The sequence below is a fragment of the Barrientosiimonas endolithica genome, assembly GCF_030296655.1.
GTDB lineage: Bacteria > Actinomycetota > Actinomycetes > Actinomycetales > Dermatophilaceae > Barrientosiimonas > Barrientosiimonas humi.
On sequence record NZ_AP027735.1, the window covers coordinates 1,912,213 to 1,932,114 of the forward strand.

The following is a 19,902-nucleotide window of genomic DNA, read 5'->3' on the forward strand; positions in this document are numbered from 1 at the left end:
CAGTGGCTGCTCGGGGCGCGGTCAGGCCGCGGAGCCGGCCTTGTCGCCGGCGGGGGCCTGCGCGGGCACGTTGGCCTTGGCCACCTCGACCATCGCGGCGAACGCGGTGGGGTCGTTGACGGCCATCTCGGCGAGCATGCGGCGGTCGACCTCGACACCGGCGGCCTTGAGGCCCTGGACGAACCGGTTGTAGGTCATGCCGTTGGCGCGGCAGCCGGCGTTGATCCGCTGGATCCACAGCCGACGGAAGTCACCCTTGCGGGCGCGACGGTCGCGGTAGCTGTAGCCGAGGGAGTGGGTGACCTGCTCCTTGGCCTTGCGGTAGAGCCGCGAGCGCTGACCGCGGTAGCCGCTGGCCTGCTCGAGGACGGTGCGGCGCTTCTTCTGGGCGTTGACTGCCCGCTTCACGCGTGCCATGTCTGAATCTCCTGGGGTCTGGTGAGGTGAAGGGGGCTTACTTGCCGAGCAGGCGCTTGATCTTGGCCTCGTCGGCCGGGGCCACGACGACGTCGGGCACCAGGCGGCGGGTCTGGCGCTTGCTGCGCTCCTGGAACTTGTGCACGTGGCGGGCGCGCTGGCGCTTGATCTTGCCCGAGCCCGTCACGCGGAAGCGCTTCTTGGCACCGCTGTGCGTCTTCATCTTCGGCATGTGCCGATCTCCTCTTTCGCTGTCCTCGACGCCGTCAGGGCGTCGATCGATGGTGTCGCGAGGGGCTCGCGACAAGTTCTGGGGCGGCGGCCGGGGCCGCCGCGCGGCTCACTCCGCGGCGGTCGGCTCGCCCTGCTCGCGGGCGGCCTTCTCCTCGGCCTGGCGCCGGCGGCGGTCCTCCGCCTTGGCCTCGGCCTTCTTGCGGGTCGGCCCGAGCACCATGATCATGTTGCGGCCGTCCTGCTTGGGCGAGCTCTCGACGAAGCCCAGCTCCTGGACGTCCTCGGCGAGACGCTGCAGCAGCCGGAAGCCCAGCTCGGGGCGGGACTGCTCGCGACCGCGGAACATGATGGTCACCTTGACCTTGTCGCCCGCCTTGAGGAACCGCTCGACGTGGCCCTTCTTGGTGCCGTAGTCGTGCGGGTCGATCTTCGGGCGGAGCTTGATCTCCTTGATGACCGTGTTGACCTGGTTCTTGCGTGCCTCACGGGCCTTCATGGCGGCTTCGTACTTGTACTTGCCGTAGTCCATGAGCTTGGCGACCGGCGGCTTGGCCATGGGAGCCACCTCGACCAGGTCGAGGTCGGCCTCGGTGGCCAGGCGCAGCGCGTCCTCGACGCGGACGATGCCCACCTGCTCGCCGTTGGGCCCGACGAGGCGCACCTCCGGAACCCGGATGCGCTCGTTGATACGGGGCTCAGCGCTGATGTCTGCTCCTTCGTGTTGCGTGCGGTGACGCCCGGGAACGAGGAAAGGCCCCTCGCGACCGGGGTGCGCGAGGAGCCTTCGAAGCGATCGGGACCGGGCGACGCCGCAGCGCCGGACGACGACAGCGCGGCTGCCGACCGTCAGGTCCGTGACCGAGAACCCGGCGACATGCCTGTCGACGCGGGTGGAAGCGGGGCTTCTCTTGCACACTGCCGTGCGAGCACGACAGTCGGTTCTACCAGTGTACGCACCCGCGCCGTCTGCGCGAAATCTCGCCTCAGGCGGCCAGGGCCAGGCGGCGCCGGCGCGCGAACAGCACCGAGGCGCCGCCGGCGAGCGCGACGGCCAGCCCCGCGACGCTCACGACCAGGATCGCCGGCTGGTAGCCGCCGTGGTCGATGACGAACCCGGCGACCGGTGCGGCCGCGGCCGAGCCCGCGGTCATGCACGAGCCGTGCCAGCCCATCGCCTCCCCGCGCGCCGCGGTGGGCACGACCCGGCTGACCGCCTCGACCGACGCGGTGATCGTCGGGGCGCACAGCAGGCCGGCGACGAACGCGAGCGCGGCGAAGGTGTAGGCCGAGCCGGCCAGGGCCATCGGCATGGTGACCACCGCGAGGCCGGCGAGCAGCAGGAACGGCGAGAAGCCGCGCGAGAGCGCGCCGTAGGTCAGGCCGCCGACGATCGACCCCAGGCCCCAGCCGGCGAAGACCAGGCCGAGGAGGGCGTACTGGCCCCAGCCCTGCAGCGCGGCCACGACCGAGACCTCGCTGCCGACCAGCACCAGGGTCGAGGCGGCGGCCGCGAGGCACAGCACGACGAAGCGCGGCCGGAACCAGCTCGCGCGCGGGAGGGCGACCGCGTCGTCGGCGGAGCCCTCCTCGCGCAGCGGCGGGTCGAGCAGCCACAGGACGCCTCCCCGAGGACGGCCAGCATCTGCACGACGAACAGGGTCGGGGCGGTGCCCCACTGGGTGCCGGCCCACACGGCCACGGCCGGCCCGGACATGTACGCCAGCTCGACCGCGACCCCGTCGACCGAGAGCGCGGTGCGCCGCTCGTGGATCGGGACGGCGGCGATGATGCCCTGGCGCGCCACCGAGAAGATCGGCACGACGAACAGCCCGGCCACGCCGGCGAGCACGAGCAGCGGCCAGTAGCCGACGAACGGCGCGACCGCCCAGGCCGAGCCGGTGATCACCAGCGAGGGCGCGACGACCTTGCGCAGGCCGTGCTTGTCCAGCAGCCGCCCGCGCCACGGCCCGCTGACCGCGATCGCGATGGTCGCGACCGCCGACACCAGACCGGCCTCGCCCCAGCTGCGACCCAGCTGGTTCACCACGTGCAGCATCAGCAGCACGCCGGTGCCGAAGATCGGGATGCGCAGCAGCAGCCCGAGCAGCAGGACCTGGCGAGCACGCGGGCGCGAGAGCACGCTGCGGTAGGCGGCGAAGGACATGCCGGCCATTCTTCCAGATCGAAGTGTTTGCCGGCGAAGGAGATTTGGCCGGGTCCGGGAGACGTTCGTCACCCCTTACCCGTAGGTAGGTGGTGAAACCGCCCGCACGTCTTCTTGACTCGTTCCAGAAAGGTGTGATCGGCTGCGCGTGTTGGGAGTTCGTGGGCCGCACGGCCCCGACCGGACGAGTTCGCCCGCCCCACCGGGCGCGTACCCAGACCGAGGAGCAGTGATGGCAGACCAGCAGACCGACCCCACCCGGGAATCGATCCAGACCGCCCCGTCGAAGGAGGCGCAGCTCGGGTCGACCACCGACACCGGCGCTCCCGCGACGAGCGACCGCAACAGCCTCACCGTCGGTCCGGACGGGCCGATCCTGCTGCACGACGTGCACTTCGTGAACCAGATGGCCCACTTCAACCGCGAGCGCGTGCCGGAGCGCAACGTGCACGCCAAGGGGTCGGGCGCGTTCGGCGAGTTCGAGTGCACCGAGGACGTCAGCAAGTACACCAAGGCCGCGCTGTTCCAGAAGGGCAGCAAGGTCGAGATGCTCGCGCGCTTCTCGACCGTCGCGGGCGAGCAGGGCTCCCCCGACACCTGGCGCGACCCGCGCGGGTTCGCGCTGAAGTTCTACACGCCCGAGGGCAACTACGACCTCGTCGGCAACAACACCCCGATCTTCTTCGTGCGCGACACGATGAAGTTCCCGCACTTCATCCGCAGCCAGAAGCGCCGCGGCGGCTCGGGCCTGCGCGACAACCACATGCAGTGGGACTTCTGGTCGCTCAACCCCGAGTCGGCGCACCAGGTGACCTACCTGATGGGCGACCGCGGCATCCCCAAGACGTTCCGGCACATGAACGGCTACGGGTCGCACACGTACCTGTGGATCAACGAGGCCGGCGAGAAGCACTGGGTGAAGTACCACTTCCACAGCAACCAGGGCGTCGAGGGCCTGACCGGCGAGGAGGCCACCCGCATCGCCGGGCAGGACGCCGACCACCACCGGCGCGACCTGTACGACGCGATCGACCAGGGCGACTTCCCGAGCTGGACGCTCTCGGTGCAGGTGATGCCCTACGAGGACGCCAAGACCTACCGGATCAACCCGTTCGACCTGACCAAGGTGTGGCCGCACAGCGACTACCCGCTGATCAAGGTCGGGACGATGACCCTCAACCGCAACCCGGAGAACTTCTTCGCCGAGATCGAGCAGGCCGCCTTCGAGCCGAGCGCGGTCGTGCCGGGCATCGGGTTCTCCCCCGACAAGATGCTGCTGGGCCGGGCGTTCGCCTACGCCGACACCCACCGCTACCGGATCGGGCCGAACTACCTGCAGCTCCCGGTCAACCAGGCGCGGGCGGTCGAGAACCAGAACACCTACACCTTCGACGGCCCGATGGCCTTCCAGCACAGCGGTGACGCGCCGGTCTACGCGCCGAACAGCGAGGGCCGCGGCTACGCCGACCAGGTCGGGGTCGTCGAGGACGGCTGGGAGACCGACGGCGACATGGTGCGCCAGGCGTACACCCTGCGGGCCGAGGACGACGACTTCAGCCAGGCGGGCACGCTCGTGCGCGAGGTGTGGGACGACGAGCAGCGCGAGCAGTTCGTGCAGACCGTCGCCGGCCACCTGCTCGGCGGCGTGAAGTCGCCGGTGCTGGAGCGGGCCTTCGAGTACTGGAAGAACGTCGACGCCGACACCGGCAAGCGCATCGAGGAGCTCGTGCGCGCCGAGCAGGGCGGCGACAACCCCGGCGGCATGGCCGACGAAGCCAAGGTCGTCGAGGAGCCGGTCGTCGAGCAGGCGACGAACGCCGCCCGCTGACCCGCCGTACGCCCTCGCGGAGGCCCGTCGGACGGTGCGCCTGAGCGCACCCACCGGCGGGCCTCCGTCGTGCCGGGGGCCGGCCGGGAACCGGTCGGGGTCCCGCGTCAGGGTTGCGTCAGGGTTGCCTCAGGGCCGCCTCAGGGCCGCATCACGGGTGCTGGGCGCGGGCGGCGTACTGCTCGCGGATGCGGGCGCCGGCGCGCGGGTCGCTCGGCGCCGGCAGCTGCGTCTCGTCGGCGCGGGGCCAGTCGGGCAGCTCGCCGGTGAGCGCCCAGGCGGCCTGGCGCGCGGCGCCGCGCCCGACGTACTCCCCGGCTGCGGCACGACGACCGGCACGTCGAAGATCTGCGGCGTGAGCTCGCGCACCGCGCGGGAGGCCGACGCGCCGCCGATCAGCAGCACCCGCTCGACCGGGATGCCCTGCGCCTGCAGCGCGCCCACGCTGAACTGCAGGTTGCACAGCATGCCCTCGACGTGAGCCCGCGCGAGGTTCTGCGGGGTGGCGTTGCCGCGGGTGAGGCCGCTGAGCGTGCCGGTGGCGTCAGGCAGGTTCGGGGTGCGCTCGCCGTCGAGGTAGGGCAGCAGGGTCAGCCCGCCGGCGCCCGGCTCGGCCTGCAGCGCCAGCTCGTCGAGACCGGACAGGTCGGTGCCGAGCAGCGCGGCGCCCGCGGTGAGCACCCGCGCCGCGTTGAGCGTGCAGGCCAGCGGCAGCCGCCCGCCGCTGGCGCTCGCGAAGCCCGCGACATAACCCTGGGCGTCGCCGGTGGCCGCGTCGTCGTCGGCGAAGACCGTGCCGCTCGTGCCGAGCGAGAGCACCACGTCGCCGCGGCGCAGGCCCAGCCCGAGGGCGGCGCCCATGTTGTCTCCGGTGCCGGCGGCCACGAGCATCCCGTCGGCGGTGCGTCCGGCGGGCTCGGCCGGGCCCAGCACCTCGGGCAGGTGCAGGTCACGGCCGAACGCCAGGCGCACGATGTCGCGGTCGTAGTGGCCGGTGGCCGCGGACCAGTAGCCGGTGCCCGAGGCGTCGCCACGGTCGGTGACCCACCGCTGGAAACCGTTGCCGTCCTTGAGGATCCGGCCGGTGAGCCAGTCGTGCGGGAGGACGACCGTCGCGGTGCGGGCGGCGTTGTCGGGCTCGTGGCGGGCCAGCCAGCGCAGCTTGCTGACGGTGAAGCTCGCGACCGGCACGGCGCCCACCCGGTCGACCCACGCCTGCGGCCCGCCCAGCTCGTCGACCAGGTCGCGCGCGTCGTCGGCCGAGCGGGTGTCGTTCCACAGCAGCGCGTCGCGGACCAGCTCGTCGTCGTCGCCGAGCGTGACCATGCCGTGCTGCTGCCCGCCCACGGCAACGGCCTCGACGCCGTCGAGCAGACCGCCGTCGGTCGCCGCGCGGTAGGCGTCCCACCAGGCCTGCGCCGACACCTGCGTGCCGTCGGGGTGCGGCGCCCGGCCCTCGCGGACCAGCTCGCCGGTGGCGGCGTCGATGACGACGACCTTGCAGGACTGCGTGGAGGAGTCGACCCCGGCGACGAGCCGTCTGCTCATGCGGCGGTCCTCGGCTGCGCGGTCATCCCGGTCACCGTAGCGAGGCCACGACGGCCTCGGTGGTCGCGTGCGCGCCGCGGGCGTGCAGCGACTCCAGGTGCCGCAGGTAGGGCTCGGTGAAGGCCGGGCGCTCGGCGAGGTCGCCGAACAGCGTGGGGTCGCGCAGGAAGGCCAGCGGGTCCTCGGCGCGACGGGCGGCCGCGGCCATGACGGCCTCCTTGCGGTGGTCGACGACCTCGATCGGCTCGCCCTGCTCGTCGACGCCCTCGGCGTAGCGGGCCCAGGACGCGACGACCAGCGCCGACCGCTCCACCGGCCGGCCCGCGTCGAGGTCGTCGCGGATCACCGGGACCAGCCACTTGGGGATCCGGTCGGAGCTCTCGGCGCACAGCCGCGCGAGCGTGTCGCGCACCTCCGGGTTGGCGAACCGCTCGACGAGGGTGCGGGTGTAGTCCTCGAGGTCGGTGCCGGGGACCTCGGGCAGCGTGGGCACGCCCTCCTCGCGCATGTAGCCGAGCAGGAGATCGACGAAGACGGGGTCCTGGCAGACCTCGTGGGCGTAGCGGTAGCCGGAGAGGTAGCCCAGGTAGCACAGCGCCTGGTGCGAGGCGTTGAGCAGCCGCAGCTTCATCAGCTCGAACGGCACGACGTCGTCGACCATCTGCACGCCGGCGTCCTCGAACGGCGGTCTGCCCGAAGGGAACTCGTCCTCCAGCACCCACTGGGTGAACGGCTCGCACACCACCGGCCAGCCGTCGTCCACGCCCAGCTCGTCGGCGACCCGCCGGACGTCCTCGGGCGAGGTGACCGGGGTGATCCGGTCGACCATCCCGTTGGGGAAGGCGACGTGCTCGCGCATCCAGTCGGCGAGCTCGGGGTCCAGCAGCCGGGCGAAGGCGGTGATCGTGCTGCGGGCGACGTCGCCGTTGCCGGGCAGGTTGTCGCACGACATCACGGTGAACGGCGCGATGCCCGCCGCGCGCCGTCGCCGCAGCGCGTCGACGATCAGGCCGAACGCGGTGGCGGGCACCGCGCCCGGCACGAGGTCGGGCTGGATCGAGGGGTGGTCGGGGTCGAACTCCCCGTCGCCTGGTTGACCAGATAGCTGCCCTCGGTGATGGTCAGCGACACGATGCGCACCCGCGGGTCGGCCATCGCCTGCAGCACCGCCTCGGGGTCGTCCGGGGCGAGCAGCATGCGCACGATGCTGCCGACCACCCGCGCCTCGAGCCGGCCGTCGGGGTGCTTCTGCACCAGGGTGTAGAGGCCGTCCTGGGCCTGCAGCGTCTCGGCGATGCGCCGGTCGTGCGGCAGCACCCCGACGCCGACGATGCCCCAGTCGAGGGCCTCGCCGCGGTTCATCAGCGCGTCGAGGTACATCGCCTGGTGGGCACGGTGGAACCCGCCCACGCCCAGGTGGACGATGCCGGGGGTCACCCGGCCACGGTCGTACGTCGGGGTCGGGAGGCGGTCGGCGAGCTCGCCGATCGTCTTGTCCGACAACGGAATCGGGGCGTTGCTCATCGCACGGCTCCCATCGACAGACCCTGCACCAGCTTGTCCTGGGCGGCGAAGCCCGCGGCGAGCACCGGCAGCGACACCACGAGCGAGGCGGCGCAGACCTTGGCCAGGAACAGCCCCTGGCTGGTGACGAACCCGGTGAGGAAGACCGGCGCGGTCTGCGCCTGGGTGCCGGTGAGCACCCGGGCGAACAGCAGCTCGTTCCAGGAGAAGATGAAGCAGATCAGGGCCGCGGCCGCGACGCCCGGCATGATCACCGGCGCGATGATCTCGCGCAGCGTGCGCACCAGCCCGGCGCCGTCGACCTGGGCGGCCTCCAGCATCTCGTCGGGCACCTCGGCGAGGAACGAGCGCAGCATCCACACCGCGATCGGCAGGTTCATCGAGGTGTAGAGCACGACCAGCAGCCAGATGTTGTCGAGCAGGTTGACCTGCTGGGCGAACAGGTAGACCGGGAGCAGGCCCGCGACCACCGGCAGGAACTTGGTCGACAGGAAGAAGAAGAGCACGTCGCTCCACCGCTTCACCGGCTTGATCGACAGGGCGTACGCCGCCGGCAGCGCGAGCACGAGCACCAGGATCGTCGAGACGACGCTCGCGGTGAGCGAGTTCAGCAGCGGCGGCCACGGGCCGGCGTCGAAGAACGCGCGGTAGCCCTCGAGGCTGAGCGGTGCTGCGATCCGGGGCGGGTTGGACGCGGCGTCGGTCTCGCTGTGGAAGGAGGTGAGCACCATCCACGCCACGGGGAGCACGAACAGGATGCCGACCATCCAGGCGAGGCCGGTGAGCAGCAGGCCCGAGCGTGGCCTGCGGCCGGCGGCCCGGGAGTCGGGGCCCTTCTGGGCCTCGGCGACGGTGGTCATCACGACTCCTCTCGGAACAGGCTGAGCACCGTGCGCAGCGCGAAGGTCGCGATGACGATGGTGCCCAGGACGACCACGACGCCGGCGGCCGAGGCCCGGCCGTAGTCGTGGGCGGTGTAGAAGGTCTGGTAGATGAAGTACGGCAGGTTCGCGGTCCCGAGCCCGCCCGAGGTGATCGTGAAGACCGCGTCGAAGTTCTGCACCACGTAGATCGCGCCGAGCAGTCCGGACAGCTCGATGTAGGGCCGCAGGTGCGGCAGCGTCATGTGGGTGAAGATCTGCCACGGCGAGGCGCCGTCGATGCGGGCCGCCTCGACGACGTCCATCGGGCGGCTCTGCAGCCCCGCCAGCAGGATGAGCATCATGAACGGGGTCCACTGCCACACCAGCGAGGCGACGATCGCGATCAGCGGGTTGTTCGTGATCCAGTCCGGCTGCGGCGCGTCGTCGCCGAGGACCGTCCGCAGCAACCCGTTGAACAGGCCGTACTCGGGGTTGTAGAGCGCGTGCTTCCACAGCAGCGCGGCCGCGACGGGCACCACGAGGAACGGCGTGATCATCATGGTGCGCACCACTCCCCGACCGCGGAACCTGCGGTCCAGCAGCAGCGCGATGCCGAGGCCGAGCAGCAGCGAGAACAGCACGACCGACGCGGTGAGCACGATCGTCACGAGGATCGCCCGGCGTGCGCTCACGTCGGTCAGCACGGCCGCGAAGTTGCTGAAGCCGGCGAACCCGCGCTCGTCGGGGTAGTAGGCGTTCCAGTTCATGAACGACACGAACAGGGTGACCAGGAACGGCAGCTGGGTCACGACGATCAGGAACACCAGCGCCGGCAGCAGCGGGGCGCGCCTGGCCCAGCCGCCCGCCCGGGCCAGCGCGGGACTGGTCTGCGGACGCTCGGTGGTCGGACGCTCGTCGACGGCGGCGCTCATCCTCGCTCCCCTCTCGGTAGGGACGGGCCACGTCATCGGCCAGCTGCTGGCCGAGGTCGAGGGCGTCGCCCACGCTGGTCTTGCCGGCGATCGCCGAGCTGACCTCCTGGCTGACCTGGGTGCCGAGGTCGGGGAACTCGGGGATGCCGACGAACTGGATGCCCGGTGCGGGTCGTGGCTGCAGACCCGGGTTCGTGGGCATCGCCGTCTCGATGGCCTTCTTGGTGGCCGGGGCGAAGGCGCCGGCCGCCTGCAGGTAGCGCGGGTCGGCGTACGTCGAGGCGCGCTTGCCGGCCGGGACGCTGGACCAGCCGATGCGCTCGCCGACGAGCTGCTCGTACCGCTTGGAGCTGGCCCAGGAGACGAACTTCCAGGCCTGGTCCTTCTTGGTGCTGGCCTGCTCGATGGCCCACGCCCAGGTGTAGAGCCAGCCCGAGCTCTTGGTGCGCATGACCGGGGCGGGGGCATAGCCGATCTTGCCCTTGACCGGCGAACCCGCGGCCTCGAGCGAGCCGGCGCCGGAGGTGGCGTCGTACCACATCGCGACGTTGCCCTGGGTGAGGTTGTTGAGGCACTCGGTGAAGCCGGCCTGCGGCGCCCCGGACTGGCCGTGCTTGCGGACCAGGTCGACGTAGAAGGAGGTGGCCCGGGTGAACGCCGGCGCGTCGACCTGCGGTCGCCAGTCCTGGTCGAACCAGGTGCCGCCGAAGGTGTTGACGACGGTGGTGAGCGGGGCGAACAGCTGCCCCCAGCCGGGCTGCCCGCGCAGGCAGATGCCGCGCATGCCGGGCTGGGCACCGTCGACCTTGGCCGCGATGTCGGCGACCTGGGTCCAGGTCGGGTTGGCCGGCATCGTGATGCCCTTCGCCGCGAGCACGTCCTTGCGGTACATCAGGAAGGAGGACTCGCCGTAGAACGGCTGCCCGTAGACCTTCCCGTCGACGCTGAGCGCGGTGCGCATCGGCCCGAGGACATCCTGCTGGTCGAAGCCGGGGTCCTTCGCGAGGAAGGAGTCCATCGGGGCGACCCAGCCGCTCTTGGCGTAGATCGGGATCTCGAAGTTGCTCAGGGTCGCGACGTCGTACTGCCCCGACTGGCTGGAGAACTCCTGGCTGGCCTTGTCGCGCAGGTCGTTCTCGGGCAGCACGGTGAAGCGCACCCGGATGCCGGTCTCGCGGGTGAACTGCGGCGCCAGGCGCTGCAGGTCGACCATCTGCGGGTTGTTGACCATCAGCACGTTGATCGTGTCGGCGCCACCACCGCCGACCGACCCGCCCCAGCCGGCACACCCGGCCAGCGTCAGGACTGTCGCGCCGGTCATGGCCACCGCCCTGGTGGTGCGGCCCGCTGCGCTGCGTCCGCCCACTGCTCTGCGTCGCACGGAAAACCCTCGCTCTCCGACGTGCGGCTCATGTGCTCATTTGAGCACCTGGCTGCACATCTGAGGTAGTGTGGCAGACATCACTCGCGACCGGAAGGATTCGCGGGCAGGAGTTCTCGACCACCCGAGCGAAGACGAGGTGCCGCATGCCGCGGTCGGACCGCAGCCCCAGCGACCAGCGGCTGATCACGACCGTGGCGCGGCGCTACTACCTCGACGACGAGTCGAAGGTGCAGATCGCGAGCGACCTCGGCATCAGCCGGTTCAAGGTGGCGCGGCTGCTCGACGAGGCGCGGGCCACCGGGGTGGTGCGCATCGAGATCGCCCCCGAGGCCGGGTCCGACGAGGCGCGGGGCGACCGGCTGGCGAGCGCGCTGGGGCTGACCCGCGCCGTGGTCGTCGACCTGTCGCTCGTCGGGAGCAGGGCGAGACGCCCGACCCGCGCGCCCGGCGACGCGAGCTCGGCCGGGTGGCCGCGCACGTGCTGCACCAGGCCATCGGTCCGCAGGACGTGCTGGGGCTGCCGTCCTCACGCACCGTCGCGGCGATGACGCCCGAGCTGCGCGACCTGCCGCGCGTGCCGGTCGTGCAGCTCAGCGGCGCGCTGGCCCTGGACAGCGACGAGGTCACCTCGGTCGACGTGGTGCGCGACGCCGCCCGGGTCAGCGGCGGGCCCGCGCACCAGTTCTACGCGCCGCTGGTCGCGACCGACCGGGCCAGCGCCCGCATGCTGCGGCGCCAGCCGAGCATCGCCGACACCTTCGCGAAGATCCCCGAGGTGACGGTCGCGGTCGTCGGGGTGGGCGCCTGGGCGCCCGGCGAGTCCACGCTGTACGCCCTCGCCACCGACGCCGAGCACCGCGCCCTGAGCCGGGCCGGCGCGGTGGGCGAGATCAGCGGCGCGTTCTTCGACGCCGACGGCGCCGCGGTGCACGCCGGCATCGCCGACCGGGTCATCTCGGTCGGCACCGACCAGCTGCGCGCGATCCCCGACGTCATCGGCATCGCGCTCGGCCCGGCCCGCACCGAGGTGGTGCGCGCGGCCGCCGGCGCCGGCCTCGTCGACTCGCTGGTGTGCGACGTGGAGCTCGCCGACGCACTCCTTGACGGGGCGGGCGAACCCACGGGATAGGCTCGGCCTCGTGGCTGATCACTTTGACGTCGTCGTGCTCGGTGCCGGTCCTGGGGGTTACGTCGCGGCGATCCGCGCGTCCCAGCTGGGTCTGAAGACCGCGGTCATCGAGAAGAAGTACTGGGGCGGGGTGTGCCTCAACGTCGGTTGCATCCCCAGCAAGGCGCTGATCAAGAACGCCGAGATCGCGCACACGCTGCTGCACGAGAAGGACAAGTACGGCATCGAGGGCGACGCGACGATGTCGTACGCCCCGGCGCACAAGCGCAGCCGTCAGGTCAGCGAGGGCATCGTCAAGGGTGTCCACTTCCTCATGCGCAAGAACAAGATCACCGAGATCGACGGCTGGGGCACCTTCACCGACCCCAGGACGATCCAGGTCGAGCTCAACGACGGCGGCCAGCAGACGGTCACCGCCGACAACGTGATCATCGCGACCGGCGCGGTCACCCGGATGCTCCCCGGCGTCGAGGTGTCCGACAACGTCGTGACCTACGAGGAGCAGATCCTCGACCCCGAGCTGCCGAAGTCGATCATCATCGCCGGCTCCGGCGCGATCGGCGTCGAGTTCGCGTACGTCATGAGCAACTACGGCGTCGACGTCACCATCGTGGAGTTCCTCGACCGGATGGTGCCCACCGAGGACGCCGACGTGTCCAAGGAGCTGCTCAAGCAGTACAAGAAGCTCGGCATCAAGGTCATGCTCGGCACCAAGGTCGAGTCGGTCGAGGACACCGGCTCCGGGGTCAAGGTCAGCGTCTCCCCCGCCGACGGCAAGGGCGAGGGCCAGGTGCTCGAGGCCGACAAGCTGCTCTCAGCGATCGGCTTCGCGCCCCGCCTCGAGGGCTACGGCCTCGACAAGATCGGCGTCGCCACCACCGACCGCGGCGCCATCGAGATCGACGACTACCTGCGCACCAACGTCGACGGCGTCTACGCCATCGGCGACTGCACCGGCAAGCTGATGCTCGCGCACGTGGCCGAGGCCCAGGGCGTCGTCGCGGCCGAGACGATCGGCGGCGCCGAGACCATGCCGGTCGACTACGACATGGTGCCGCGGGCGACCTACTGCCACCCGCAGATCGCCTCGTTCGGCTACACCGAGCAGCAGGCCAAGGACAAGGGCTACGACGTCAAGACGGCTTCGTTCCCGTTCAGCGCCAACGGCAAGGCGATGGGGCTCGGCGACACCGTCGGGTTCGCCAAGGTCGTCGCCGACGCGACGCACAACGAGATCCTCGGCGCCCACCTCATCGGGCCCGACGTCACCGAGCTGCTGCCGGTGCTGACGACCGCGCAGAAGTGGGACCTCACGGCCGACGAGGTCGCGCGCAACGTCTTCGCGCACCCGACGCTGTCCGAGGCGGTCAAGGAGGCCGTCGAGGGCATCGCCGGCCACATGATCAACCTCTGATCCCCCGCCTCCGCACGCGTCGTGACCGCCCCGCGCACCGCCTTCGTGCTGGGTGGCGGCGGCATCCTCGGCGCCACCCAGATCGGGATGCTGCGCGCGCTCCTGGAGCGTGACCTGCGCCCCGACCTCGTGCTCGGCACGAGCATCGGCGCGGTCAACGGGGCGTTCCTCGCGGCCGACCCGACGCTCGCGGGGCTCACCCGGCTGAGCGGCGTCTGGGCCGACCTGGCCGGCGGCGCGCCGGCGCTCGCCGGACGCGAGCCCTCCGCCGCGCGGGGTCGCCGGCTCACCCGGCCGAGGACGTCGGCGAGCGACGGGGAGACTGCGGCGGACGTACGGCGGGAGCGGCGGGGTCGGTCGCGTCGCCCGGGACGGCGGGTGCCGATGCACCTGTATCCGCCGGGCCGGTTCCTGCGGATGCTGCGCCACCACCTGCCCGTCGAGGAGTTCGGTGAGCTCGCAGTGCCCTTCCAGTGCGTCGCGGCCAGCGTGGAGCGGTCGGTGGCCCACTGGTTCTCCGCCGGGCCGATCGCGCCCGCGGTGCTGGCCTCCTGCGCGGTGCCCGGCATCTTCCCGCCGATCCAGGTCGGCGACGAGCACTTCCTCGACGGCGGGCTCGTGCACTCGATCCCCGTGGGCCGCGCGGTGGCCCTGGGCGCCGAGCGCATCTTCGTGCTGCACGTCGGACGGGTCGAGCAGCCGCTGGAGGTGCCGCGCTGGCCGTGGGAGGTCGCGCAGGTGACGTTCGAGATCGCGCGGCGGCACCGCTACGTCGAGGAGATGGCCTCGCTGCCCGACGACGTCGAGGTGCATGCGCTGCCCAGCGGCGCCGACGACGCCCCGACCGTCTCGTTCCTGCACGCCAACGAGCGCTACGTCTCGCGCCGGGTCGAGGCGGCCTACGACGCGGCAGGTCGATACCTGGACCGGCGATGAGCGTGCCGGTCCCGCCCCTGGTCGTGCGCCGGGTGCTGCGGGACCCGCTGTGGCCGGTGCTCCTCGGGGCACTCGCGCTGCTGCTCGGGCTGCTGGCCCTGCCCCTGCTGGTGCTCGAGCCGTGGCGCCGGCGCAACCGGGCGCTGCGGCTGGTCCGGCTGGCGGTCGCCGGCATCGCGGCCGACCTCGGCATCCTGCTCGGCTGCTGGTGGCTGTGGCTGCGTCACCCGCCGTGGCGCCGCGACCCGGTCGCCTGGCGCGAGCAGCACACGGCGCTGCTGGACCGCCGGCTCACGACGGTGCTGCAGGTGGCCGAACGCACCGTCGGGCTGCAGCTGCGCACGGACATCCCGCCGGTGGTCGCGCGCACGCCGCACCCGCTGCTGGTGCTGTCGCGGCACATCGGCTCCGGCGACTCGCTGCTGGTCGCCTACCTGGTCGCGCACACCTTCGGCCGCACGCCCCGGGTGATGCTCAAGCGGTTCCTGCTGTGGGACGCCGCCGCCGACCTGCTGCTCAACCGGCTCGGGTCCTACTTCCTGCCGCCGCGCCGGGTCAACGTCGCCGAGCGCGACCGCCGGCTCGAGGCGTTCGCCCGCTCGCTGGACGCCCACGACGCGCTGATCCTGTTCCCCGAGGGCGGCAACTGGTCGCCCCGGCGGCACGCCGCGTCGATCGAGTGGGCCGAGCAGAACGGCAACCCGGCGCTGCAGGAGTGGATCCGCGACCACCCGCGGGTGCTGGTGCCGCGGGCCAAGGGCACCCAGCAGATGCTCGAGGACAGCCCCGACCTGGTGCCGGTGATCATCGCCCACCATGGCCTGGACCGCACCGGCAGCCTCGGCCAGATCTGGCGGGCGGTGCCGCTGGCGCACCCGGTCGACGTGGTCGTACGCGTCGTCGACCGGCCGCGCAGCAGCGACCTGGAGGTGGTCGACCTGTGGCTGCGCGAGCACTGGTCGCAGATCGACCGGTGGGCCGGCGAGCTCGCGGCCGCCGTGGGTGAGCAGCCGCCACCGCCGTCGCGCCTGGACTGACGTCTCGCCCGGGCTGACGTTTCCCTCGATATCGGCGCTTGACGACGGCCCCGCCCTGACCCACCGTCACAACCCCCGGTATCGGCGCTTGACGACGGCCCCAAGCCCCGACCCACCGTCACAACCCCCGGTATCGGCGCGTGATGACGACCTGCGCCCCGACCCACCGTCACAACCCCCGGTATCGGCGCTTGACGAGGGCCCCGCGCCCTGACCCACCGTCACAACCCCCGATATCGGGGTTTGTCGGCCCGGGGTACGCGCGTCCCGCGTGGCCGGGTCAGGCGCGGCGCAGGGCGCGGAAGCTGCGCAGCCGCAGGCTGTTCAGCACCACGAACACCGACGAGAACGCCATGGCGGCGCCGGCGAGCATCGGGTTGAGCAGACCCAGCGCGGCGACCGGGAGGGCGGCCACGTTGTAGGCGAACGCCCAGAACATGTTGCCCTTGATCGTCGACAGGGTGCGCCGCGACAGCCGGATGGCGTCGACCGCGGTCGCGAGGTCGCCGCTGACCAGGGTGAGGTCGCTGGCCTCGATCGCGACGTCGGTTCCGGTGCCCATCGCGAGGCCGAGGTCGGCCTGGGCGAGGGCGGCCGCGTCGTTGACGCCGTCCCCGACCATCGCGACGACGCGCCCCTGGTCCTGCAGCCGGCGCACGACGTCGACCTTGTCCTGCGGGAGCACCTCGGCGATCACCTCGTCGATGCCGACCTCGTCGGCGACCGACCGGGCGACGACCTCCTGGTCGCCGGTGAGCAGGATGGGCCGCAGCCCCAGCTGCTTGAGGTCGGCGACCGCCTGAGCCGAGGTCGGCTTGACCGCGTCGGCGACCGCGACCGCGCCCCGCGCCCGGCCGTCCCAGCCGACGAGCACGACGGTCTCGCCGCGCCGCTGGGCCTCGTCGACGTCGGCCGCCAGCGCCTCGGGGACCGTCATGCCCTGCTGCTCCAGCAGGCTGGGTCGGCCGACGAGAACCGTTGTGGCAGAGCCGGATTCGCTGTCGGAGCTGACGGCTCCGGCGACACCGAGCCCGGCGTGGTTGGTGAAGTCGTCGACCGGGGCAGCGCACCGTGGCGTGCGGCCGCCTTGGCGACGGCCTGCGCCACGGGGTGCTCCGAGGCGGACTCCACTGCCCCCGCGAGACGCAGCACCTGGTCGGGCGACTCGTCGGGAGCAGCCAGCACCTGGCGTACGGCCATCGCACCGGTGGTCACGGTGCCCGTCTTGTCGAGCACGACCGTGTCGACGGTGCGGGTGGCCTCGAGGGCCTCGGGGCCCTTGATGAGGATGCCCAGCTGCGCGCCGCGGCCGGTGCCGACCATGAGCGCGGTGGGCGTCGCGAGCCCGAGGGCGCACGGGCAGGCGATGATCAGCACCGCGACCGCCGCCGTGAACGCCGCGGACGCGCCGGCACCGATCAGCAGCCAGACGACCAGGGTGCCGAGCGCGAGCAGCAGCACCAGCGGCACGAAGACGGAGGAGATGCGGTCGGCGAGGCGCTGCACCGGGGCCTTGCCGGTCTGGGCGTCCTCGACGAGCTTGGCCATCTGGGCCAGCTGGGTGTCGGAGCCGACGCGGGTGGCGCGGACCACGAGTCGGCCGGAGGCGTTGACGGTCGCGCCGACGACGGTGTCGCCCGCGGCCACCTCGACCGGCACCGACTCGCCGGTGAGCATCGACAGGTCGACCGCGGAGCGGCCGCTGACCACCTCGCCGTCGGTGGCGATCTTCTCGCCCGGGCGCACGACGAAACGGTCGCCGACCGCGAGGTCGGCCACCGGGATGCGCTCCTCGCGCTCGGCGCCGGCCGGCCCGCGCAGCACCGCGACGTCCTTGGCGCCGAGGTCGAGCAGCGCCCGCAGCGCCGCCCCGGCCGCCCGCTTGGAGCGCGCCTCGATGTAGCGGCCGAGCAGGATGAACGTGGTGACGCCCGCGGCCGCCTCGAGGTAGATGTTGGACAGCCCCTCGCCGCGCTGCACGGTCAGCTCGAACGGGTGCTTCATGCCGGGCATTCCGGCGTGACCGAAGAACAGGGCGACGACCGACCAGGACAGGGCCGCGAGCGTACCGATCGACACCAGGGTGTCCATGGTGAAGGCGCCGTGCCGCAGGTTGGTCCACGCGGCCCGGTGGAACGGCCAGGCCCCCAGACCACGACGGGGGCGGCCAGGGTCAGCGACAGCCACTGCCAGTTGTCGAACTGCAGGGCCGGGACCATCGCCATGAGGATCACCGGGACGCTGAGCGCGGCGCTGACGAGCACCCGCTGGCGCAGCGTCTGCAGCTCGTGGTCGCGGGCGTCGGGCGCGGCGTCGTCACCCGCGTCGGCGCGCTCGGTGCGGGGCACGGCGGCCTGGTATCCCGCGGCCTCGACCGTGCGCAGCAGGTCGTCGGTGGAGACGTCGGCGGTGTGCTGGACGGAGGCCTTCTCGGTGGCGTAGTTGACCGTGGCGGTGACGCCGTCGAGCTTGTTGAGCTTGCGCTCGATGCGGTTCGCGCACGAGGCGCAGGTCATGCCGGTGATGTCGAGCTCGACGACGCCGTCGACGCGCGGCTGCTGACCGAGGTCGGTGCTCATGAGCGCACCAGCCGACCGATCGCGTCGCTCGCCTCGCGCAGCTTGCGCTGGGCCTCCTCGTCGTCACCGGCCTTCGCGGCGTCGACGACGCAGTGGCTCAGGTGCTCCTCGAGCAGCCCCAGCGAGACGGCCTGCAGCGCCTTGGTCATGGCGGACACCTGGGTGAGGATGTCGATGCAGTACTTCTCCTCCTCGACCATCCGCTGCAGACCACGCGCCTGCCCCTCGATGCGCCGCAGCCGCTTGAGGTAGTCGTCCTTGTTGCCGATGTAGCCGTGCGTGTGCTCGTCCATGCCCATGCCAACCAGCATACCCCCTTGGGGTATTTCACCCCGCATGAAACCCGGTCACGTGCATCTGACCTCAACGCATCAGGGTCAAACCCACGTAACCCGGTTTCATGCGGAGGTGCGGGGTGGGGCGTGGGTCGTACGGCCGGGGGCGGGGTGGGCGTACGACTCGGGTCAGGCGGGCTGGATGGAGAAGGTGATGCCGTCGATGCGGGCGCGCACCTCGCCGTCCGTGGCGAGGCGTTCGCCGATGCGGGTCGCGAGCTGCTGCAGCTGCTCGGCGGAGCGGCCGGGCGGCACCGACAGCACGATGCGCAGCAGACCCGGCTCGAGGTCGTCGCCGGACTCGCACACGGCGGCGCGCACGTCGTCGTCGTCACGCGCGGCCAGCGAGACCGCTTGCTGCACAACAGGATCGGTGTACGCCGGCAGCCACTGCCGATCCTGCGCCAGCGCCCACACCATGCTGGGCCGCAGGACGAACGGGTGCTCGTCGGCGACGTCGACGACCATCACGTCGCAGCGCTCGGACACGGCGGCCTGGGCGGCCCGGGCGGCGGTGACGGGCGTGGGCCGGGCGGCGGCGTCCCAGGCCGCGAGGGCCGCGACGCCGGTGAAGACCGGGAGGGCCTGCTGACCGTCGGGGGCGCGCAGGGTCACCGCGGCCATGTCGGTGCCGGTGCCGTCGCCCTCCCCCGGCGCAGCCACGATCGGCACCAGCAGCCGGGCGGCGGCGATGGCGCGCACGGCGGCCTGCTCGTCGCCGGAGCGCAGCGCCGCCAGCAGCCGCGGGTCGGTCTCGCCGCTGTCGCCGTCGAAGCCGGTGCCGGACAGGCTGCGCCCGTGCCAGCCCTGGCCGCCGGAGTCGACGGTCACGGCCGGCCGGCGACGTCGAGCGCGTCGGGCAGGGTGAACGCGTCGCGGTAGAGCGCCGACCCGATGATCGCGCCCTCGACCCCCTCGGGCGTCAGCTCGCGCAGCGCGCGCACGTCGTCGAGGGTGGACACGCCGCCGGAGGCGACGACCGGGCGGTCGGTGCGGGCGCAGACGTCGCGCAGCAGCTGCACGTTGGGGCCCTGCAGCATGCCGTCCTTCGCGACGTCGGTGACGACGTAGCGCGCGCACCCTCGCGGTCGAGGCGCTCCAGCGTCTCCCACAGGTCGCCGCCCTCGCGGGTCCAGCCGCGGGCGGCCAGGCGCGTGCCGCGCACGTCCAGACCCACCGCGACGCGGTCGCCGTGGTCGGCGATGATCGCGGCCGTCCACTCGGGGTTCTCCAGGGCCGCGGTGCCGAGGTTGACCCGGCGACAGCCGGTGGCCAGCGCGGCCCCGAGCGTGGCGCTGTCGCGGATGCCGCCGCTCAGCTCGACGTCGATGTCGAGCCGGCGCACGATGCCGGTCAGCAGCTCGGTGTTGTTGCCGCGGCCGAACGCCGCGTCCAGGTCGACGAGGTGGATCCACTCCGCCCCCTGGTCCTGCCAGGCCTTCGCGGCCTCCCAGGGGTCGCCGTACTGACCCCCGTGCCGGCCACGCCCTGCACCAGCTGGACGGCCTGACCGCCGGACACGTCGACGGCGGGCAACAGCTCGAGTCGCGGTGAGCTCATCGGATCTCCTTGTCGGAC

Annotated in this window: 16 protein-coding genes and 5 pseudogenes; 7 read left to right on the forward strand and 14 right to left on the reverse strand. The window is 72.2% G+C overall.

What is annotated here, in order from left to right; genetic code table 11:
• Nucleotides 1–21: 21 nt before the first annotated feature.
• The 5 genes from rplT to QUE40_RS09655 form a co-directional block, all read right to left on the reverse strand.
• Nucleotides 22–417, reverse strand: coding sequence for a 50S ribosomal protein L20 (gene rplT, locus QUE40_RS09635; protein WP_142005454.1), 396 nt, complete (start codon nucleotides 415–417; stop codon nucleotides 22–24).
• Nucleotides 418–454: 37 nt separating this feature from the next.
• On the reverse strand, nucleotides 455–649 hold the full coding sequence (gene rpmI / locus QUE40_RS09640) for a 50S ribosomal protein L35 (RefSeq protein ID WP_142005455.1): 195 nt from the start codon (nucleotides 647–649) through the stop codon (nucleotides 455–457).
• A gap of 108 nt (nucleotides 650–757) precedes the next feature.
• Nucleotides 758–1,312, reverse strand: a complete 555-nt coding sequence (gene infC / locus QUE40_RS09645) for a translation initiation factor IF-3 (RefSeq protein WP_236022338.1) — start codon at nucleotides 1,310–1,312, stop codon at nucleotides 758–760.
• A 322-nt stretch (nucleotides 1,313–1,634) separates the two neighbouring features.
• Complete coding sequence (locus QUE40_RS09650; RefSeq protein ID WP_289230819.1) at nucleotides 1,635–2,114, reverse strand: MFS transporter; 480 nt, start codon at nucleotides 2,112–2,114, stop codon at nucleotides 1,635–1,637.
• Nucleotides 2,027–2,815 (reverse strand): MFS transporter, encoded by a 789-nt coding sequence (locus QUE40_RS09655; RefSeq protein ID WP_289230820.1) that lies wholly within the window; start codon nucleotides 2,813–2,815, stop codon nucleotides 2,027–2,029. The genes QUE40_RS09650 and QUE40_RS09655 overlap by 88 nt, the downstream gene beginning before the upstream one ends.
• Nucleotides 2,816–3,047: 232 nt before the next feature.
• Here QUE40_RS09655 and QUE40_RS09660 point away from each other — a divergent pair, with 232 nt between their 5' ends.
• Complete coding sequence (locus QUE40_RS09660; RefSeq protein ID WP_289230821.1) at nucleotides 3,048–4,643, forward strand: catalase; 1,596 nt, start codon at nucleotides 3,048–3,050, stop codon at nucleotides 4,641–4,643.
• A gap of 151 nt (nucleotides 4,644–4,794) precedes the next feature.
• On the opposite strand, the pseudogene QUE40_RS09665 reads toward QUE40_RS09660, so the two are convergent.
• The 4 genes and pseudogenes from QUE40_RS09665 to QUE40_RS09680 all read right to left on the reverse strand — a co-directional run bounded on the left by QUE40_RS09665 (nucleotide 4,795) and on the right by QUE40_RS09680 (nucleotide 9,510).
• Nucleotides 4,795–6,191, reverse strand: a pseudogene (locus QUE40_RS09665) (xylulokinase).
• A gap of 31 nt (nucleotides 6,192–6,222) precedes the next feature.
• Nucleotides 6,223–7,715 (reverse strand): annotated as a pseudogene (locus tag QUE40_RS19655) (mannitol dehydrogenase family protein).
• The gene (locus QUE40_RS09675) at nucleotides 7,712–8,575 is read right to left on the reverse strand and encodes a carbohydrate ABC transporter permease (RefSeq protein WP_289233058.1); all 864 of its coding nucleotides are present in this window, start codon (nucleotides 8,573–8,575) and stop codon (nucleotides 7,712–7,714) included. The pseudogene QUE40_RS19655 and the gene QUE40_RS09675 overlap by 4 nt, the downstream one beginning before the upstream one ends.
• Nucleotides 8,575–9,510 carry a carbohydrate ABC transporter permease gene (locus tag QUE40_RS09680; RefSeq protein WP_142005461.1) on the reverse strand — a complete coding sequence of 312 codons (936 nt, stop codon included), beginning with the start codon at nucleotides 9,508–9,510 and terminating at the stop codon, nucleotides 8,575–8,577. The genes QUE40_RS09675 and QUE40_RS09680 overlap by 1 nt, the downstream gene beginning before the upstream one ends.
• Nucleotides 9,511–9,797: 287 nt before the next feature.
• Here QUE40_RS09680 and QUE40_RS19660 point away from each other — a divergent pair, with 287 nt between their 5' ends.
• A complete protein-coding gene (locus tag QUE40_RS19660; protein WP_433997095.1) occupies nucleotides 9,798–9,935 on the forward strand; it encodes a hypothetical protein in 138 nt (45 codons plus the stop codon).
• Here QUE40_RS19660 and QUE40_RS09685 read toward each other — a convergent pair.
• A pseudogene (locus QUE40_RS09685) lies at nucleotides 9,902–10,831 on the reverse strand (ABC transporter substrate-binding protein); the annotation flags it as partial. The gene QUE40_RS19660 and the pseudogene QUE40_RS09685 overlap by 34 nt on opposite strands.
• Before the next feature lie 206 nt (nucleotides 10,832–11,037).
• Between QUE40_RS09685 and QUE40_RS09690 the strand changes: the two are divergent.
• The 5 genes from QUE40_RS09690 to QUE40_RS09710 are packed head-to-tail and all read left to right on the forward strand — an operon-like array spanning nucleotide 11,038 to nucleotide 15,410.
• Complete coding sequence (locus tag QUE40_RS09690) at nucleotides 11,038–11,442, forward strand: sugar-binding transcriptional regulator (protein WP_289230822.1); 405 nt, start codon at nucleotides 11,038–11,040, stop codon at nucleotides 11,440–11,442.
• Nucleotides 11,361–12,023: a sugar-binding domain-containing protein gene (locus tag QUE40_RS09695; RefSeq protein ID WP_289230823.1), complete on the forward strand. Its 663-nt coding sequence runs from the start codon at nucleotides 11,361–11,363 to the stop codon at nucleotides 12,021–12,023. The genes QUE40_RS09690 and QUE40_RS09695 overlap by 82 nt, the downstream gene beginning before the upstream one ends.
• A gap of 10 nt (nucleotides 12,024–12,033) precedes the next feature.
• Nucleotides 12,034–13,437, forward strand: a complete 1,404-nt coding sequence (lpdA, locus tag QUE40_RS09700; protein ID WP_142005464.1) for a dihydrolipoyl dehydrogenase — start codon at nucleotides 12,034–12,036, stop codon at nucleotides 13,435–13,437.
• A gap of 21 nt (nucleotides 13,438–13,458) precedes the next feature.
• Entirely contained in the window at nucleotides 13,459–14,373 is a 915-nt protein-coding gene (locus QUE40_RS09705; protein ID WP_289230824.1) for a patatin-like phospholipase family protein, read from the forward strand.
• Nucleotides 14,370–15,410 (forward strand): 1-acyl-sn-glycerol-3-phosphate acyltransferase, encoded by a 1,041-nt coding sequence (locus QUE40_RS09710; protein ID WP_289230825.1) that lies wholly within the window; start codon nucleotides 14,370–14,372, stop codon nucleotides 15,408–15,410. Before QUE40_RS09705 ends, QUE40_RS09710 begins: the two co-directional genes overlap by 4 nt.
• A 280-nt stretch (nucleotides 15,411–15,690) precedes the next feature.
• Here the strand turns inward: QUE40_RS09710 and QUE40_RS09715 are convergent.
• From QUE40_RS09715 to priA, 4 genes and pseudogenes are all read right to left on the reverse strand, one after another.
• Nucleotides 15,691–17,989, reverse strand: a pseudogene (locus QUE40_RS09715) (heavy metal translocating P-type ATPase).
• Nucleotides 17,986–18,282, reverse strand: a complete 297-nt coding sequence (locus QUE40_RS09720; RefSeq protein ID WP_142007506.1) for a metal-sensitive transcriptional regulator — start codon at nucleotides 18,280–18,282, stop codon at nucleotides 17,986–17,988. The pseudogene QUE40_RS09715 and the gene QUE40_RS09720 overlap by 4 nt, the downstream one beginning before the upstream one ends.
• Nucleotides 18,283–18,453: 171 nt before the next feature.
• On the reverse strand, nucleotides 18,454–19,155 hold the full coding sequence (locus QUE40_RS09725; RefSeq protein WP_289230826.1) for an SseB family protein: 702 nt from the start codon (nucleotides 19,153–19,155) through the stop codon (nucleotides 18,454–18,456).
• A pseudogene (gene priA / locus QUE40_RS09730) lies at nucleotides 19,152–19,884 on the reverse strand (bifunctional 1-(5-phosphoribosyl)-5-((5-phosphoribosylamino)methylideneamino)imidazole-4-carboxamide isomerase/phosphoribosylanthranilate isomerase PriA). Before priA ends, QUE40_RS09725 begins: the two are co-directional and overlap by 4 nt.
• Between the last annotated feature and the right edge of the window lie 18 nt (nucleotides 19,885–19,902).